Origin of the sequence: Parabacteroides sp. ASF519, from assembly GCF_000364265.2 — a bacterium.
Taxonomy (GTDB): Bacteria; Bacteroidota; Bacteroidia; order Bacteroidales; family Tannerellaceae; genus Parabacteroides; species Parabacteroides goldsteinii.
In genome coordinates this window covers 6,429,093-6,446,609 of sequence record NZ_AQFV02000006.1, presented here as the reverse complement: position 1 = coordinate 6,446,609, position 17,517 = coordinate 6,429,093, and the positions used below count along the sequence as shown (strand labels likewise).

General features: G+C 40.2%; 16 protein-coding genes and 1 pseudogene. 4 read left to right on the top strand and 13 right to left on the bottom strand.

Annotation, left to right across the window (positions count from 1 at the left end):
* Positions 1 to 40 precede the first annotated feature (40 nt).
* Positions 41 to 319 carry an HU family DNA-binding protein gene (locus C825_RS25970; protein ID WP_009859795.1) on the bottom strand — a complete coding sequence of 93 codons (279 nt, stop codon included), beginning with the start codon at positions 317 to 319 and terminating at the stop codon, positions 41 to 43.
* A gap of 38 nt (positions 320 to 357) precedes the next feature.
* Positions 358 to 1,248, bottom strand: a complete 891-nt coding sequence (locus C825_RS25965) for a helix-turn-helix domain-containing protein (protein ID WP_009859794.1) — start codon at positions 1,246 to 1,248, stop codon at positions 358 to 360.
* A 434-nt stretch (positions 1,249 to 1,682) separates the two neighbouring features.
* On the opposite strand from C825_RS25965, the gene C825_RS25960 reads away from it, so the two are divergent.
* The gene (locus C825_RS25960) at positions 1,683 to 1,952 is read left to right on the top strand and encodes a hypothetical protein (protein ID WP_009859792.1); all 270 of its coding nucleotides are present in this window, start codon (positions 1,683 to 1,685) and stop codon (positions 1,950 to 1,952) included.
* Between the two features lie 75 nt (positions 1,953 to 2,027).
* Here the strand turns inward: C825_RS25960 and C825_RS25955 are convergent, their stop codons facing one another.
* Both C825_RS25955 and rpsA read right to left on the bottom strand, forming a co-directional pair.
* Positions 2,028 to 2,423, bottom strand: coding sequence for a response regulator (locus C825_RS25955; RefSeq protein ID WP_009859791.1), 396 nt, complete (start codon positions 2,421 to 2,423; stop codon positions 2,028 to 2,030).
* A 191-nt stretch (positions 2,424 to 2,614) separates the two neighbouring features.
* Positions 2,615 to 4,414 carry a 30S ribosomal protein S1 gene (gene rpsA / locus C825_RS25950; protein ID WP_009859790.1) on the bottom strand — a complete coding sequence of 600 codons (1,800 nt, stop codon included), beginning with the start codon at positions 4,412 to 4,414 and terminating at the stop codon, positions 2,615 to 2,617.
* A gap of 206 nt (positions 4,415 to 4,620) precedes the next feature.
* Here rpsA and C825_RS25945 point away from each other — a divergent pair.
* Positions 4,621 to 4,862: pseudogene (locus tag C825_RS25945) on the top strand (ATP-binding protein); the annotation flags it as partial.
* Here the strand turns inward: C825_RS25945 and C825_RS25940 are convergent.
* Entirely contained in the window at positions 4,774 to 5,136 is a 363-nt protein-coding gene (locus tag C825_RS25940; protein WP_009859788.1) for a hypothetical protein, read from the bottom strand. The pseudogene C825_RS25945 and the gene C825_RS25940 sit on opposite strands and share 89 nt — an antisense overlap.
* Before the next feature lie 2 nt (positions 5,137 to 5,138).
* Positions 5,139 to 5,696: an RNA polymerase sigma factor gene (locus C825_RS25935; RefSeq protein ID WP_010800709.1), complete on the bottom strand. Its 558-nt coding sequence runs from the start codon at positions 5,694 to 5,696 to the stop codon at positions 5,139 to 5,141.
* A 1,377-nt stretch (positions 5,697 to 7,073) separates the two neighbouring features.
* Here C825_RS25935 and C825_RS25930 point away from each other — a divergent pair.
* Positions 7,074 to 7,478: a DUF6249 domain-containing protein gene (locus tag C825_RS25930; RefSeq protein WP_009859786.1), complete on the top strand. Its 405-nt coding sequence runs from the start codon at positions 7,074 to 7,076 to the stop codon at positions 7,476 to 7,478.
* A 115-nt stretch (positions 7,479 to 7,593) separates the two neighbouring features.
* Positions 7,594 to 9,237 carry a peroxiredoxin family protein gene (locus C825_RS25925; protein WP_044215096.1) on the top strand — a complete coding sequence of 548 codons (1,644 nt, stop codon included), beginning with the start codon at positions 7,594 to 7,596 and terminating at the stop codon, positions 9,235 to 9,237.
* Here C825_RS25925 and C825_RS25920 read toward each other — a convergent pair.
* From C825_RS25920 to C825_RS25890, 7 genes are all read right to left on the bottom strand, one after another.
* On the bottom strand, positions 9,209 to 10,354 hold the full coding sequence (locus C825_RS25920; RefSeq protein ID WP_010800707.1) for a sensor histidine kinase: 1,146 nt from the start codon (positions 10,352 to 10,354) through the stop codon (positions 9,209 to 9,211). The genes C825_RS25925 and C825_RS25920 overlap by 29 nt on opposite strands.
* Positions 10,347 to 11,774: a TlpA family protein disulfide reductase gene (locus C825_RS25915; RefSeq protein WP_010800706.1), complete on the bottom strand. Its 1,428-nt coding sequence runs from the start codon at positions 11,772 to 11,774 to the stop codon at positions 10,347 to 10,349. The genes C825_RS25920 and C825_RS25915 overlap by 8 nt, the downstream gene beginning before the upstream one ends.
* Positions 11,775 to 11,889: 115 nt before the next feature.
* Positions 11,890 to 12,651: a LytR/AlgR family response regulator transcription factor gene (locus C825_RS25910; RefSeq protein WP_010800705.1), complete on the bottom strand. Its 762-nt coding sequence runs from the start codon at positions 12,649 to 12,651 to the stop codon at positions 11,890 to 11,892.
* Positions 12,652 to 12,712: 61 nt separating this feature from the next.
* Positions 12,713 to 13,354 (bottom strand): carbohydrate-binding family 9-like protein, encoded by a 642-nt coding sequence (locus tag C825_RS25905; protein ID WP_010800704.1) that lies wholly within the window; start codon positions 13,352 to 13,354, stop codon positions 12,713 to 12,715.
* 1 nt (position 13,355) lies between these two features.
* Positions 13,356 to 14,015, bottom strand: coding sequence for a LysE family translocator (locus tag C825_RS25900; RefSeq protein WP_009859783.1), 660 nt, complete (start codon positions 14,013 to 14,015; stop codon positions 13,356 to 13,358).
* 132 nt (positions 14,016 to 14,147) lie between these two features.
* Positions 14,148 to 15,698, bottom strand: a complete 1,551-nt coding sequence (locus C825_RS25895; RefSeq protein ID WP_009859782.1) for a sulfatase family protein — start codon at positions 15,696 to 15,698, stop codon at positions 14,148 to 14,150.
* Positions 15,699 to 15,873: 175 nt separating this feature from the next.
* Positions 15,874 to 17,511, bottom strand: coding sequence for a RagB/SusD family nutrient uptake outer membrane protein (locus C825_RS25890; protein WP_010800703.1), 1,638 nt, complete (start codon positions 17,509 to 17,511; stop codon positions 15,874 to 15,876).
* Positions 17,512 to 17,517 lie beyond the last annotated feature (6 nt).

Genomic DNA, 17,517 nt, shown 5'->3' with positions numbered 1-17,517 from the left:
TAAAAAAAGGACTTATTTTGAAATAAGCCCTTTTTTTCATTTATTTTTCGTTCATCTTCTCTATTAGGAGAGAAGCACATTTGAAATGTACAATCGTTCGCGGTGTGAGTTGAATCACATCCCCGTTTCTGGGGTTTCTTGCCGGACGGCTTGTTTGCAGACGTGGTTTGAATGAACCGAAACCGGGAATGAAAACACGGTCGCCTGCCTTTGTTTTTTCTGCAACCATTTCAGTAAAAGCATCGAGAATGGTTGTTATATCCCGTTTATTGAGATTTGTTTTTGTCGCTAATTCATTGATTAATTGACTTCTGTTCATGACTTTATTTTATTAGTTATTAGATATGTAGTTTAATATTAATAATATGTTTCCATCATGCTTTTCCTGTATTCGGAAGGAGACATGCCAGTGTGTTTACGGAAGAACCGCCCAAGAGAGGACTGATTGGCGAAATTTGTTTTTACAACAATCTCCTGGATGTTAAGAGAAGAATCTCTCAGTAGCGCTTTTATTTCCAGTATGATATATTCCAGTATCCAGTCTTTCGCTGATTTTCCGCTGACAGCTTTTATTATCGTTGTCAGATATTTAGGAGTAATACATAGTTCTTTAGCATAGAATGCAACCTCCCTGTTCTCTTTGTAATGTTGCATAATCAGATAAAAGAATTTGTCTGCAAGTTCTTTTTTATGCACATCCATTGTTGGAATATAAGGAAGGGAACTGATCTTGTATGTATTGTACAGGTCCAGATAGAGAATGCGTAATACATGAATCACAGATTCCCGGGGGTATAGGTTGGATGCAGATTTAGCTTTCGAACAAACCAGCTTATAGTAATTTTCAAAGTTAATGCTTTCGCTTTCCATTAATTTGTAATGGAAGTGAGTTCGCATATAGATAAAGAAATGTGGCGAAAATCTATGAATGCCGCTCAACACATCATTAAACAATGATTGTGAAACAGAAAATGCACTTATCTTAAAATCCTGACTTGTCTCGTATATAGAAACAAGTTGTCCCGGTAATAGAATGACAAGTTCATTGTTCATCAACAAATGTTCATGTGTGTGAACTTTAATCTTTGCACTACCTTCAGAGCAAAGCATAACCAGTCCGTATTGTATATATGACGGATACGGAGTTATAGGAATTTGTTTGACATTCTCATAGAAAATTAAATCATTTTTTATAGAATCAATGGTGTCATTATTTCCTACATGTAATTTGTTTTCCTTTAAAGACATCACCCTATAATTATTTTGTGTATAAAATTAAAACATCGTTCTTTATGATATTCAGACAGTGGAAATATGGTGTGACAATGAAGAAATATGGAACGCTTATTGACATTTTTTTTACAGACAATGCCCTGATGATTTGTAAGAACCATTGTTTATGGTGAATTGTTCATTTGTTACTTCATAAAAAATGTTGTTGTTTCTCTTGAACGTCACCATCATTTTATCACACCCGACCAAACCTTTATTCGGGATGGTGGAACGTTGAAAAAGCATGTACTTTTGAATAATTTGAAGATTCTATGAAATTAAAGGGATGAAATTGTATGAAAATAAGAAGATGTTTGTATATTTAAAGCTGTAAAGAAACAGCAAGTAGAAGTAACTTGTTTATTCTGTAGTTATTAATAAAAGCGAGTATAACTTTAAAGTCAAACATCATGGGAAAGAATCTAATTCACAGCAATGAGTTGCATCTTATTGACAAAAAAGAAATTCACAATGCAGCTAAAAAAATGGTAGAGTCATTGAATCTGGCAGCCGGATCGACGGGAGGTTTCGATATTTATAAAGTCGTTGAAACTTATTTCACTGATCTGGATAAGAGACATGCAATCAATCAGCTTATCGGTATTGGTGAAGATTGTGCTTATTATGGTGCACAAGAACAGGCAGCTGAATGCGAAAAAGCAGAAGCTGCTAATGAGTAGGTAAACGTTTATTTGAAATAAGAAGGAGATACTTGTAATAAGCATCTCCTTTTTTATTTTGTATTTTCGAAGAAATTACCATGTCAACTGCGGCAAGAAACTGGAAAGAACGCTTTTGAGCTCCTTGATGTTGATAGGTTTCGTTACAAACCCGTTGCTTCCGGCTTGGCGGGCAGCTTCCATGTCATTCTCAAAGGCATAAGCCGATTGCATGATGATAGGTATGTCCTGATCAAATTTCCGGATTTCCTTTAATGCATCAATCCCGTTCATTTCCGGCATTTTAATATCCAGAAGGATCAGATCTGCATGTTGCTCCTTATAGATCTCCAATAACTCTACTCCCGTTTTAGCATGAAGTATGTTACAATGCTTTTTCAGAATTGTTTTTAATAATAAGAAATTACTTTCTTCATCTTCTGCGATGAGGATAGTGATGCCTTTGTTTGTTATGTTTTCGTCCATGATCATAATATTCAAGTAACTTCAACAAAGTTCTGTAATTAATTTAAAATACGCAAACTTATCAGGAGTAAAAATAGATGAAAGTCAACAAATATATAGCCTTTCATTATTGAGTGAGTGAATAGGGGGAGGAAATAAAGAAAAAGGAGTTGTTTTCGAAAAAACAACTCCTTTATATCGGTTATCAGTGATACTGATTATTTACCTGAAAGTTTTTCTTTCAAAGCAGCCAGTTCTTCAATGTCACCCAGTGTAGTCTTTTCAACCGGACCAGTTACCATTGCAGAAGATTCTTCGTTCTTGTTGTTGCGTCTTGCTGACGGTTTTTTGTCACCAGCAGGAGCATCTTTCTTAGCGCCCTTCTGTTCATCTTCGAAGATGCGGCTGTGAGAAAGGATGATACGTTTTGCTTCTTTGTTGAATTCGATTACCTTGAACTGTAGTTTTTCGTCTACAGCAGCCTGAGAACCGTCTTCTTTTACCAGGTGTTTCGGAGTTGCGAAACCTTCTACACCATAAGGCAAGGATACGACAGCGCCCTTGTCAAGTACTTCGATGATTGTACCTTCGTGGATTGAACCTACTGTGAAGATAGTTTCAAATACATCCCAGGGATTTTCTTCCAGTTGTTTGTGGCCTAAGCTCAAACGACGGTTTTCCTTGTCGATTTCCAGTACCTGAACTTCGATTTCTGCACCGATCTGAGTGAATTCGCTCGGGTGTTTGATCTTCTTAGTCCAAGAAAGGTCAGAGATGTGGATTAAGCCGTCAACGCCTTCTTCGATTTCTACGAATACACCGAAGTTAGTGAAGTTACGAACTTTAGCTGTGTGGCGTGAACCAACCGGGAAGCGAGATTCGATATCTTCCCATGGGTCAGCTTTCAGCTGTTTGATACCCAGAGACATCTTACGTTCGTCACGATCCAAAGTCAAGATAACTGCTTCGATTTCGTCACCAACCTTCATGAAGTCCTGAGCACTGCGCAGGTGCTGAGTCCAGCTCATTTCTGATACGTGGATCAAACCTTCTACGCCGGCAGCGATTTCGATGAATGCGCCGTAGTCAGCCATAACAACCACTTTACCTTTCACTTTGTCACCTACTTTCAAGTCCGGATCCAAAGCATCCCAAGGATGCGGAGTCAGCTGTTTCAAGCCGAGAGCGATACGTTTCTTTTCGTCATCGAAGTCAAGGATAACAACATTGATTTTCTGATCAAGCTGAACGATTTCTTCAGGATGAGAAACACGGCCCCAAGAAAGGTCTGTGATATGGATCAAACCGTCTACGCCACCCAAGTCAATGAATACACCGTAAGAAGTGATGTTTTTAACAGTTCCTTCCAGAACCTGTCCTTTTTCCAGTTTAGAGATAATATCTTTCTTCTGTGCTTCAAGCTCTGCTTCGATAAGAGCTTTGTGAGATACAACAACGTTCTTGAATTCCTGGTTGATCTTAACGATCTTGAATTCCATTGTCTTACCTACAAATACATCGTAATCGCGGATCGGTTTAACGTCGATCTGAGAACCCGGTAAGAATGCTTCGATACCGAATACGTCAACGATCATACCGCCCTTCGTACGACATTTGATGTAACCTTTGATAATTTCGTCTTTTTCAAGAGCTTCGTTAACACGATCCCAAGAACGTGTAGCGCGAGCTTTCTTGTGAGAAAGGATCAACTGTCCTTTTTTGTCTTCCTGGTTTTCGATGTAAACTTCTACTTCGTCACCAATTTTCAGATCCGGATTGTAACGGAATTCCGCCATTGATACAACACCGTCTGATTTGAAACCGATGTTCACTACAACTTCACGTTTGTTCATTGCAGTAACGGTTCCCATAACGACTTCCTTATCCTTTACAGTGTTCAGGGTTTCGTCATACGTTTTTACAAGGTCGTCCTTGCTTACGTCACCGTAAGTTTCTCCCTTTTCATAGGAGTCCCAGTTGAAATCTTCAACCGGCTGAATGTTCTTTAAATTTTCCATTCTCTAATTGTTAATACTTAAGTTTGTTTTAATTAGTAAGTTAGACATTATGTTGTCATCTCTCAAAAATCGGGGCAAAGGTAATGCTTTTTTCTGATATACAATAGTTTTGCCTTGGAATTTATGCTTTATATCACTTGCTTTTTCTGATTGGATATTACTGATATCCGCTGGAGGACTATTGATGTGTTATTTTGTTTTCGAAAGAGAAACAGTCCGCAGTTTTCCAGCGTTTTGAAAAACTGGACGACTATAAATCCGGTGCCGGTCTGGGGTTATCTATCTGTACACTGATCGCAGACCGTTTGGGCGGAACTCTTTCCATTGATTCACCTACGAGAACGGGGCCCGTTTCGTCTTTACTCATCCTTACGAAATACCTTCCTCAGCTTATAGTCAAGGAACAGCAGGAACAACGTTAGTATTCCGATATAAAAATAAAAACTAAAGATGGGGAGGTCGATTTTCGGCCATGTTATTTTCGGCACGGTTATTTGTGGAAAATCCATGTAGAAGAGGAAAGCGGCAGCCATCCCCAGCATCCCCAGCGAAGCCACAATGACAGCAGCCAACCCGAACCATTCGTTCCGTTTCTTAACCTTGACGGTCTCTTTGGCAATCTGCTGCATCACATTCAGACGGAATGATGCGGGCAACTCTTCTTCCGGCATTTGCCTGAACAGGCTTTCCAGTATATCAGGGTTCTTTTTGTTGCTGTCCATATTTAATTTTCCTCCATTCCTTTAATTAATACAAATAACTTTTTCCGTATGCGGTGTAACTTCACTTTGATATTGGATGCCCCAAGACCGGTTATCACGGTCAGTTCGTCCACCGTTTTCTCTTTCATATAAAAGAGCAGTATCAGTGCCCTTTCGTCCGGGGGGAGTTGTTCGAGGGCCGCTTCCAGCTTATCGAGTTGTTCGGTTGTCGAAGTACGTCCCAACATTTCGCTGACCTCTTCTTCCGACACATTGCTGATCTGCGATTCTTCAATGGCGACAAATTCCTGTCTCTTCCTGCGCAATTCCGAAATAGCCGTGTTATAGGCAATCCGGTAAATCCAGGTGGAGAAACTACAATCGCCCTTGAAAGACGACAAATTACGAAAGACCTTCATAAATACATCTTGCGCCAGTTCTTCCGCGTCTTCCTTACTATGTACCATTTTAAGGATTAACGAATGAACCGGACGACTGTATCTATCGAGCAGACAGGCAAAGCATCCTGTATCTCCCGCTTGTACTCTTTCTATGTAATATGCGTCGCTATACAACTCCATCCTACTTTATGGACGCAAGTTCGGCAATTTGGTTACAACTTACAACTGAAAAAAGTGAAACATTTTTCTACGCCTGAATCAAATAATCCCCTTCTCTGTTTGGATTAAATAAAATATAGCCTACATTTGTCCCGTTACCTGCTATCGGGTAATAAAACAACTAAAACTATTGATTATGGAAAAGTATGTGAATATCATGCTCGACAAGGCTTTTAAAACCGTATTCGGTGAAAAGCAAGTAGCAATCTGAATTTCAGAGTTGGCGCACCGATGTGGTGCTATCAAAATTGAGCTATCTAATTATAGACTGGTTGTAACACAGTAAATAGTTCATTTATTTCTATAATTAGAAAACAGCTATTCTTGGAATCAAATACAAGAGCGTAAATATAAGCCTGTTTGTTATCTGATTCGCCCTCCTTATGAATTGCATACTATTGCATTCAGCTTTCAGAAGCCCTGTATGGAATGTTTTTCAATGCATCCGGCTGAAGGGATGAAACTGTAAAAAATGTATACGAGAATTCAAGGTTAAATAGCTGCTGGCAAAATATAAGACTTTTGTCTTCAAACATATCAACTTTGTCATCCCAAAAGCGGTCTTGACAATTCGGAACACCTATGCTTTTGGGACGGATAACTTCTCGCCGGCAAATAGATAACTACGGGGTGACGAACGGATGCCTACTTACCGGAATCAACTTCCTGTATAAAGCATCTTTCAGGTTGATTTGTTATTTTTCAGGCAGTTATGTATCCTGAAACCTGAAAGGTAAAGTTTGAAAACTTTATTGGGGAGAGATTTATACAGCGCAGGCTTCGCTCGACGGAGGTTAAAAATGAATCTCATTTCGTTCCGGCAATGCCGGCATCAGTTATCATTGCCTTTCATCCGGCAATGTGACTTTTTAAATTAGTTCTTTCATTTCTTATAAATAGATAAAGGAGGAACTATTACATACCCCCTTACCTGTTGTCTCTTAGGTCTTTACCAGGTAAAGCTACCCTGTACACCCTAGTCGGTTAGGGTGTACACCTTATCCGGTTACCCTGTACACCGTAGTTGGTTTTCCTGTACAGGATAGTAATATCAACTAATTACTAATGAGTTAGTTAGTGGTTGCTTTTGAGATAATCGCCAGTAACCTACTGGATAACACTCGATGACAAGTTCACCACGCTGTCTTATTTTATTTATCATGTCATCAAACATACTGTCGTTGCCTATTTGATGATTATATACGTATTACATAAAAATGTGATTTCTCCATTTTCAAGCGATTTTTTTATGGAAGATATAATGAAACCTGTAACCTTTTCTAAGAAGCTGCGTCAAACTTATAAACGAATTAATAATAACATTTAATATTTACTGTTATGATGGATTTTATAATGGTTCCGCTGATCGTCGGAATAGTTTGTGCTGGTATTTACGGCTTGTTTGAATTGTTTGTACGTAAAAAAGAACGTTTGGCTATTATTGAGAAGATCGGGGATAAACTGGAGCCTTCCGCTTTCGATGTGAAGATCGGTTTACCACGTCTGGCTACTAATTTCTCTTTTAGTTCTTTGAAAACCGGATGTTTGCTGGCAGGAATCGGATTGGGGTTGCTGGTCGGATTTATTATCTCTGTGTCGCTTACAGATTTTGATATTGATAATTGGGGACGGCGTGAATTGATCAGTACGGTATATGGTGCATCAGTCCTGTTGTTCGGGGGTATCGGATTGATTATAGCTTTTGTTATTGAATTGAAGTTATCGAAAGATAAGAATAAATAATCTGGGGAGTTGTGTGTTAGATAAGGGTGGGGGTATACTTCCATCCTTATTTTTTTGTTTATTGTGGCATATTACTTACTTTTGATAAATTATTAATCCTTTGATTTGACTGATTATGAAAATGAAACTATTACTTTTTCTGATGATTTGCCTCAGTGTCGCTTGTACAAAGCAAAGCCGCGTTATCGATTATCCGGTTATTGATAATAAAAATACAACAATTATGGAAGTTTATCGGGTGGAGCTGACAGATACGGCAACGATTCTCTATGCAGAAATGTACAACCGTCCGAATTATTGGGTTCGCCTTTCTTCGGGTGCCTATCTGGAAGGTGTTACTTCGGGAAAGAAATACAAATTACTGAAATCGTCCGATTTTGAACTGGATAAGGAGATTTATATGCCTGAATCCGGCAATTCTCCGGCTACGTTATTCTTTGAGCCGGTAGATGAGAATGAAGAAGTCATCAGTTTTATCGAAGGGTCGGAAAAAGGTGATTTCCATATCGAAGGCATACATTTGAAAAAGCAGCCTGCTCAACCCGGTACTTTTGAATGTGTGCTGGAAGGAGAAGTAATAGACCGCCCTGAAAGTTCCCGCCTGACATTGATACGTGCCGGAAAAGATATGCGTACTACCCCGTTTATTTCTATCCCTGTCAGGGATGGTAAATTCAGTTATACGTTGACTGCGAATGAAAACGAGACCTACGAACTGGTTTTCTGGGAAGAGCACTTGAACGGTGCCTGGCGTCCGACCTATTTTATTTCCGAGAAAGGGACTTTACATTTCACTCTTTACCCGATGGAACACCGTCCGCATAGTATCTTACAAACGGAATCCGCTTTGAATAAAGAAGAAATCCGTATGCAGGAGGAAATGGAGAAATTGTATCCTGTGAACCAATTGGAAAAGGACCGGGATGCCCTGGATCAGGAGGAACGCTATTATTCAAAAGAAATGTATGATTTAAAGAAACGTATATCTGCTGCGAAAACGGACGAAGAACGGAGAACGCTTTATCCGGAATATGACCGTTTGAACAAAGCCGGAAAAGAGTTCTCGGAAGAAGGCATTGCGCTGAATAAGAAGTATAAAGAATATTTTGAGGGCATTCGGCAATGGAAACTTGATTATATGCAAAAAGAACCGACATTGAACGGCTTATGTATTTTGAAACAGATGCTTGACCGCGCTATTATGATGGCCCGCTATAGTCCGGGGGAGGAAGATGTTTCCGTCTATCAGGATATATTTGAAAACAAGTATAAAGAAAAATTCTCTTCCCATCCTTATATCACGGATATGGAGCGTATCATTGCGAGTTTGAATGTAAAGGTTGGAGGTTCTTACATTGACTTTTCTGCCCCCGACCTTGAAGGGAATATGGTAAAACTTTCGGATCAGATAAAAGGGAAAGTTGCTTTAATCGACTTATGGGCTTCCTGGTGCGGACCGTGCCGCCGTTTGTCATCCAGCATGATCCCTATTTATGAAGCATTTAAAGACAAAGGATTCACCGTAGTCGGCATTGCCCGTGAAAATAATAACACGGATGCCATGAAAAAGGCAATCGAACAGGACAAATACCCCTGGTTGAACTTAGTCGAACTGAACGATAAAGGAAATATCTGGGAAATGTACGGTGCCGGCAACAGTGGCGGCTGCACCTATCTGGTAGATAAGGATGGAAAGATTTTGGCAATCCATCCTTCGGCAGAAGAGGTGACTAAGATTTTGACGGAGATGTTACCTTGATCATAATGCGGACTTCTTTTTCCGGATGGGAAATGATTGACAGATCATGCTTGTTCGGGAAAAGAAGTTCTAATTTATCATAGATGCTTTGTAATCCATATCCGGGAATGAAGCCTGGCTTGAAAGGGGCTCCGGAATCTTTTACTGAGATAATGAGCCGGTTGTTATCTTTTCTAATGACAATCCGTATAAGAATAGAATTCAAATCTACATTCCAACCATGCTTAATGCTGTTTTCTACAAGTGGCTGAAGTAACATTCTGGGAATGAGTTCTTTTTCACATTCTGTATCGCATTCTATTTTATAATCTAGTTGGTTCCCGAAACGTATTTTCTCTATATCCAGATACGTGTTTATCATTTCGATCTCTTCTGAAACACAGATTAAATTTGTTTGCTCCTTATTAATGCTGTATCTGAAAAAACGAGAGAGGGCCAATGCCATTTGTCTGGTTTTTTCTCCATCGACGAGAGCGAGTCCGGCAATCGTATTGAGAGAATTGTATAAGAAATGAGGGTTAATTTTAGCATGAAGAGCTTCCAGTTGAGCATGGATCAGCTCTTTTTCCAGGATAGTTTCTTTTATCTTACGTTGTTTTTTTTCTTCTGCTTTTTCCAGTAGGTAAGTATAGAAGTACCTGGAAGCAATTAATATAATGGAAAAGATCACTGTTGTTTCCAGCATCTCATCAAAATGACCGGGAATAAAGCTATAACTTCCGTCAGGAAATCTTTCTGTAATGATTTTTGTGATTTGATAATTTCCGGCTAAGGCTACAATGGTTAATGTACCCATGAGTAAACCTCCGGTAAGTAAAGTTTCAAGAATTATCCTCCATTCTTTATTGAGCCGGTATAGTTGGTCTGCAATAAGATGAAAAAGAATGTAAGAGAAAAAGAGTGAAATGACTAGTTTTATGCTAATAGGGTCATTGTATTTTTCCAGGTATATCACCTGGCCACCTAATGAAATCAGTATAAAACTGAGTCTGTTAAGCCATTTGTTGGAGATGACTTTTTTGAGAATGAAAGATAGAAAGGGATACGTGATAATAGCGATTGTTATTATAAATATTACTCCTTCTATATAATAATTCATTGTATATCCGTTATTCATTGCTTACTTGTTTTAATTGTTCAACGACTTTTTCCAGATTATCGGGGGCGGCAGCTTTTTCTATCGCTATTTTTCCATCTTTCCCGATGATTATAAATTGTGGAATGGCTAACATCCCTTTATTTCCCAGTGATGCATAGAGAGACTTGGCCAATGTGATTCCTGCCTGTAAGTGGTATCCCTCCAGTTTGTAATAATAAACCATTTTCTTCCATTTATCCCGATTTTCCGGACGGTCCAGTGAAATATATAAATAGATAATGTCCATTTCTTTAGTTGCATTTTTTAATGCCTTACTATATGCAAACATTTTCTGGCAAGGGCCGCACCAAGTTCCCCATAAATCGATATAGACGATTTTCCCTATGAAAGGATGTACGGCTTCTTCCAGATTTTTTAGTATGGTATCTGTGGGAAGAATGGTTATATTGTTGGAAGTTTCCGGTATATGATGAAATTGTCTGATTTTCTCTATTTCAGGAGATAATATGCCGATGAATTCGCTTTGTGGAAACTCAGAACAGAACTGATCGTAAAGGGAAGGTATGTCTTCACTGAAATCACGTTGAAAAATGTCATTATAGATTAAACTGGCCCAGGCATATTCCAGGTATTTCCCTGTTCTCTTCTTTTTATATTCATTCAAAAGAAATGTATTGATCTTGTCCCTGTCTATATCCTGTGGGGAATGTTTTTCAATAATGAAGTAATTAATGGTTGTGTTCATATATAGCATTCGTTCATATTCCGAATAGCAAAGGTTTGCCCCTTCTTGGAAGTCAAACGAAAGTTGTTTTTTTATCTCTTTAAGCCATTCGTCGGTTATTTTTCGATTGTTGTAGAGGTTCAATATCTTTTTATAAAACAAATGTGTAAACATGCAATTTATAATATGACTCTGATTATGAATAAAATCGGAAGATACGTTTTGACCTTTAAGGAAAGTTATTAATTCGGCCTGTTTGTTATTGACAATCTGTGTAAATTCTTTCAGTGAATCGACCGCGTGAAGTTCATGATGCTTGGAATAGGAAATGCTGTGGCAATACTCTTCTGTTTTTTGTATTTCTTGCAAGCATTGATTATAAATGGTATTGGTCCCGGAAAAGAAGGGTTGGTTATTTCGGATCCGGATTGTATCGTGGCTGTCTTTTGTCAGATAGACACGAAAAGATAAACGATCTTCTGTCAGAAGATTGAGGACTACTGGTTGTTGTACGGGTAAGCTGATATGGAAGACCCCATCAGGTTCTGCCTGTTTCGTTTGAAATAATGTATAAAAAGGAAGATGTTCGCTATCTGAAAATTGATAGCTGATTTCTTTGTTTTCCTTTTCCGGAATGATGATGAGAGTTGCCTGTTGTCCTCTTAGTTGGCAGAAAAACAGAAGACAGAATAAAATGTAATAAAGTCTTTTCATTGTTTCATTCATTTAATTAATAGTAAGGCAAATCTAGCAGGTTAGAAGATGTTCTGAAAGTGAAATTCTTTGAACCTGAAAAAATGAAAGGCAAACCTGTATTATCGGACTGTAACTATAAATCGAGCTCTTCCCGGATCACTGTTATATAGCTGGTTCCGGTGGTTATATGGGTATGGGGTTTATCACTCATAACCAGAATGAGCCGATTATTGAAATATTTATGTATCTCTTCTATCTTCTCTTTATTAACGATATATGACTTTTGGACACGTAGGAACGAGCTCGGAAGACGTTCTTCCAATTGACTCAGGTTGAGGTCGGATATATACTCTTTACCTTCGTCTGTAAACAAAGAAACGTAACCGTCTGCCGATTTACAAAATGTAATATCGGAACAGCGGACCAATATGATTTTAGATTGAACATGAATAGGAATGGCGCTTGCTTTCTTTTGGCTTTTTTGAAGTTGGGTGAACAGCTGATTTAATTCTGTATAATTGATAGCTGGCGATTTCAGGTTTAATCGCTTTAGTTTATGAATACATTGTTCGAAACGTTTTTCTTCTATAGGCTTTAACAGATAGTCGATCGAATTTTCATTAAAAGCCTGAATAGCATATTGATCATAAGCGGTGGAAAAGATAACGTAGGGTTGAGAAGATAGCTGTTCCAGCACCTCGAAGCCATTCATATCCGGCATTCTGATATCCAGAAAGAGAAGTTCCGGTTTTAGTTTCTCACATAACGAAATAGCTTCTTTGCCGGAAAAGGCTTCTCCCGCAATTTGAATTGTATCAGCATGATTTTTGAGCAACTCTTTCAATGCGTAATGTGCAGCCGGTTCATCGTCAATCAATAGAGTGGTAAAAGGCATATCAGGAGGATTAGGTAATTGAACTATTCCCGGGATATACTCTCCGGGAATAGTTGATATTTTATAAATAAATCTCTCCGAAAAACTCCGGACGGTGGAAGTCGGGGCTTGGGAGGTCTATCGGGTTCCAGCTGACAAAGTGGGGATATTCTGTATCGTCCGCACATTTGTAGAAATTGCCCAGAATCTTTTCCGGCAGGTTTTCCGGATCGAGTCCCATGAGCCTGAAGGGGATAGATACGACCAACTCCCAGGAGAATACACCTGTCTTTTCTGAAAAAGGTTTGTTCTCTATGGATGAATACCGACGGATAGAAGTGTATTCATCGGTGTTTAGCGATCTTTTGATATCACGCGACTGGCGGCGGGCAGCATCACAGGTTCCGATACAATTGAACTCGAAATTCATGTAGTTATGATCATCGACCGTTTTCATGAAAAACTCGACACAACTATCTGTATAAACCGGGGAACCGTCTGAGCTGTGAACAGCCTTTAATGAATTCCCTTTTACGAAATAACGGATATAAAGATTTTCATCCGTTCGCGCAATATCGAAAGCGACAATTGGTTTATAAGGGTATTCTTCCCAATTGATGACATCGATATACTCTCGCTGGGCTTTGTTTTCCAACAGAAAACCGACTGATGATAAATCCAGCACATCCAGCGTTACTAAATAAGGTACTTTAAGCTTCTTCATGTTAATTATAGATTTGGAGCAACGGCAAATGGAAATATGAGGTGAGGAGTACCGATAATACCCCTACAATAGCCAATATAATGATGACTGTCCCTACAATCCGATTCAATAACCATATTCCCCGTACATTAAACCACTTTTTTAATTTCGCAACTATATATGTGATGCCGAACCACCAAAGGACGGCACCTATTCCTATGCATATTATTCCTCCCACCAACATCCAGACGGAATGATCCGGCAACACAAATCCAAAACGCGCAAACAGTCCTATATATAGCAGCACGATTAATACGTTGCTAAAGGTAAGAAGAAAAGCTGTAATAAAATCCTGTGTGAACGATAACTTTTTTTCACGTTGCTTTTTTAAGTTTTTTACAGGATTGGATTGATATATGTAGTAACCGAAAAGACCGAGAACGATACTGCCCATTAGTTGGAGAGGTGCCTGGTTGGCTTCCACGAAGTTGACGACAACTCCCATTCCCAGGCAGGTCAGTGCCGCATAGATGACATCCGATAAGGCTGCTCCCAGGCCGGTAACGAAACCGTGCCAACGTCCTTTGTTCAATGTTCTTTGTATACACAACATACCTATCGGGCCCATAGGGGCTGATACAAGTACGCCTATCACAATTCCTTTACTAATAAGTCCCAGCATTATCCTTTTATTTTCTGCCAAATTGCCACAAAGATAATGCCTATTCCCTGATAAAAAAAGGTAAAAACATAAAAATGGCCCGGAACTTTCGCTTCGGACCATTGATTTATAGTCTAAACAGATAAAATCTGATTATTTAGGTTTGACTGTATTGTTACGTACACCTTTCAGAATTTCCTGTAACTGATAAACGACTTCCGGACGTTTTTCAGCGAGGTTTTCCTGTTCGCCTACCTGTGTCATATCGTACAGTTGAGGAGTTTTGGAATAACCGGTCTCGATCTTCGGTCCCCAGGGAACTATTTTCGGTCCGTTGCTGGTTTCAATATATTTCCAGTCTTTTGTGCGGACAGATAACGTATGGTCGGATGCCTGTTCGATCACCCAAGGACGGTCGGCATTGTCTGTTCCTAACAAGGTACCCAGATAATTGTAACTGTCGGGGGCTGCTCCCTTGGGAAGAACGGAACCTGTCAGTGCTGCCAGTGAAGCGAACCAGTCAACCTGCGACATTAATGCGTCAGAGACTTGGCCTTTTTTTATTTCTTTCGGCCAGCTTGCAATAGCAGGGATACGGGTTCCGGCTTCGAAGGCACTATATTTACCGCCGCGTAACGGACCGCCCGGCTTATGATCGCCCAGCAGTTCTTCTGCCTGATCTGCATAACCGTCATCCACAACAGGACCGTTGTCGCTGGAAAGGATGATCAAGGTGTTTTCTCTCAGTCCCAGCCTGTCGAGTTCGTCGAGGATTTGTCCGACACTCCAGTCAAACTGCACGATAGCGTCGCCTCTCAGTCCCATCGGGTTCTTGCCTCTGAAGCGGTCGTGCGGGAAGCGGGGAACATGTACGTCGTTTGTCGCGAAATACATGAAGAAGGGTTTATCCTTGTTTGCTTTGATGAAATCGAGGGCATGTGTTGTGATGGAATCTGCCAGGTTTTCATCTTTCCATAAAGCCTTGCCGCCGCCTTTCATATAACCGATACGTCCTATACCGTTTACGATAGCCATATCATGGCCGTGGCTATGCTTCAGGTTATATAGAAGTTCCGGATGATCTTTTCCTAAAGGTTCGCCTTCGAAAGGTTTCTGATAACTTACTTCGATAGGAGCGGACGGGTCGTAGTTGGCCACTTTTCCGTTTTCGATGAATACACAGGGAACACGGTCGGCTGTCGCTGCCATGATATAGGAATAGTCGAATCCTAAATCACCTAATGCGGCAGGCAGAGGAGCGTTCCAGTCCTGTTCGGCAGTCTTGTCGCCCAGTCCCAGATGCCATTTACCCAGGGCAGCTGTTGTATAGCCTGCATTTTTGAACATATCGGCAATGGTATAGCGTTCCGGGCGGATAATCATTCCGGCATTACCGGCAGCGATGTCCGTACCGGGTCTGCGCCAGGCATATTCTCCGGTAAGCAGGGAATAACGGGATGGGGTACTGGTGGCTGCTGTTGCATGTGTGTTGGTAAAGCGGATACCACTGTCTGCCAGTTTGTTTACATTTGGCGTTTGTACGCGGGTTGCTCCATAGCATTCCAGGTCACCATAACCGAGGTCGTCGGCATAGATAAAAATGACATTCGGGGTCTTTGCCTCTTTCGCCTTTTGGGCATGAGAGGTGGAGGGGGAGAATAAAAAAGCTCCCAGTCCGAGACCGATCAATACGTTTGATTTCATAATATTTAAAGTATATATAAGTTTATGATATTTTTGTTTAGGAACTAAAGGTCTGCATTTTTTCTATATCCGCCTTGCTGTACGCTGTATTTTTAACGGATATTGTCTACTTTAAAAAGAAAAAGGGATACCGGAATATAAATAACCGATATCCCTCCCTTCCTAATTAACCTATTTATCTTAAGTTCGGATTGATGTTTTGTTCGGATAATGGTATAGGCCATGTGTAATCCTGTGGACTACGGAAGTCACGACGGCCTGCATACCAACGGTAGTGGCCTGTCGGATCTACGAATTTAGTAGAAGCCGCATAAGTTGTAGAGCCAGGATAAGGTGCACCCCATATCTCACCAACCAATACTTCGTGTGCAATATTCCAGCGCATAATATCCCAAAAACGGATACCTTCGTAAGCCAACTCGATGCGACGTTCATTGCGGACGATTTTACGCAATTTATCCGGATTGGTTTCTGTTGTCCCAGGCATTTTGACGTCGGATCGTCCGCGTACTTTGTTGATTGTTGCATCCAGTACGTTTTGATTGATAGATTGTCCGCTTTCAATCATACATTCCAGATAACTTAACAGTACTTCTGCATAACGGATGATCGGGGTAACGGCACTATAACTTTGTAAATCATTGATCGGATTTTCATCGTAATATTTACGCCACATAAATCCGGTTTTGGACGCCTCCGAGGAATAGTCTACACGCTCTTTCTTTGATGCATCGTAGTCTGGATGCATACGGTATTCGCTTCCCATGAATGTAGAACCGTTATAGTAAATGGTGTAATCCAAACGCGGGTCACGATTTTCACCTAAATTATCCGGATTGAAACGTGGATCATCATAACTGAAAGGTGTTCCGTCGGTGAAAGCATATGATTCGAACAAACCGGCGGTAGGATTCGATAAACTCCAACCTCCGTCTTTGGCTGACAATCCGTGTTGTGGCAAACCACAACCGAAATAGTTCTCCAGATAAGCAATATAATAGATATTCTCTTTATTGCCTACGCCGGTTCCGGGATAGAACAATTCTGAGTATTTACTGTGAAGGTCATTATCTCCCAGGTCGATAATCTCTTTATATGTTTCAGCTCCTTTAGCCCATTCTTTCATTAACATATAGGTTCTTCCCAAGAATGCCAGTGAAGCCTGTTTGCATGCACGTCCGGTTTCTGATGATTTTATTTCACTGAAACGAGGCAGATCATTGGCCGCTTCTTTAAATTCTGTGGCACACCAGTTTAAAATATTAGCTTGCGTCTCTTTCGTGACGTTGTTTGATTCTTCACCGGTGAGAACGGTTGTAACTAAAGGAACATCTTTGAAATAACTAGCCAGGTAATGATACTGTGTGGCACGCAGAAAACGAGCTTCGGCAATCATACGTGTTTTTGATTCTGACTCGGTTGCACTTTCAATTCCGGCAAGGAAACGGTTGCACATACCGATACGTTTGTAAGCCGAACTCCAGTATCCGGAAATGAAGCTGTTGTCATTCTGTAGCTGCCCGCTGGAGATTTTGAAAAATGGATTGTTTTCTCCGCGACGGTCAAATCCGTTGTCTGTAAGATGTTCTGTGAACAGGAGACCATGATACGACCAGAAGTCGGATACGGAATATTCCAACCCGTTGGTGATATTGCCCCTGTATAAACTAGTTAAAGCCAATGAACCGTTCTTTTCAGCATCCCAAAAATTTTCTTCCGATAAATCTGTTAGCGGATAACGTTCCAGGTCGCATGAAGATAAGAATAACGATGCGCATAAAGCTGTATAGGCGATATATTTTAATCTTTTCATAAGATT